This window comes from Anaerococcus sp. HMSC068A02, assembly GCF_001811125.1.
Lineage (GTDB): Bacteria > Bacillota > Clostridia > Tissierellales > Peptoniphilaceae > Anaerococcus > Anaerococcus vaginalis_C.
The window spans coordinates 219076-219915 of the sequence record NZ_KV803771.1 but is presented as its reverse complement, the minus strand read 5'-3'; the positions used below and the strand labels follow the sequence as shown (position 1 = coordinate 219915).

The 840-nt window shown below is 36.2% G+C and carries 2 protein-coding genes; both read left to right on the top strand.

The genetic code is table 11. The features are described from left to right. Positions 1-234: hypothetical protein (locus HMPREF2782_RS08200; protein ID WP_070642217.1), on the top strand; the 234-nt coding region annotated here is incomplete at its 5' end. A 242-nt stretch (positions 235-476) separates the two neighbouring features. Next, positions 477-840 (top strand): MobA/MobL family protein (locus HMPREF2782_RS08195; protein ID WP_186821670.1); only part of this gene is annotated, 364 nt, incomplete at its 3' end.

Below are 840 nucleotides of genomic sequence, written 5' to 3'. Positions count from 1 at the left end.
AAACAGGAAGAACGAAAGAAAAGAGATAGACGGCTTTATGAAAAAGGAGGAGTATTTGAAAGTATCTTTAACGAAAGCAAGGATTTTACCAAAGATGAATTTTATCAGCTCATCACATTCCAAAATATCAAAGAAATAATCAATCAAAAAATCTTAAAAATCATGGAGAAAAGAAAAAAAACGGAAGAAAAAAACATAGAAAAACAAGAGAAAGTAATGGAAACAGAGCAGTAGTCCCTTGTTTACAAGGGCGCACATATACACCTTAACAGGTGCGTGCGTTCTCCGAAGGCTCTTAGCAGAGGGCATATCAGCTAACGCTGATACAGGGGAGTTACACTCCCCTACGGAAATAAATTTCCTACCCCTTGTGTACTTCCAAAAAGAAAACCGATAAAAGCTATCCGATTTCTTTTTGGAAGTCTTATCCGTCGCCACATCAAAGTATTAGAAAAAAGGAAAGGAGGTTTTTTCCTATGGCGATATATCATCTTTGTATAAAGATTATCTCAAGAGGCAAAGGCAAAAGTGCAGTAGCATCTTCCGCATATCGAAGTGGCGAAATGATAAAAAATGAGTATGACGGAATAGTCCATGACTTCACAAGAAAAGGCGGAATAGCCCATACTGAAATTCTATTACCACAAAATGCACCGCAGGAATTTTCAGACAGAGGAACATTATGGAATAGTGTTGAGAAAATAGAAAAAAGTAAAAATTCACAGCTTGCAAGAGAAATAGAAATCGCCTTACCCAAAGAATTAAATCGAGAAAAACAGATAAATCTTGTACGAGAATATGTAAAAGGAAATTTTGTGAAAGTCGGTATGTGTGCCGATA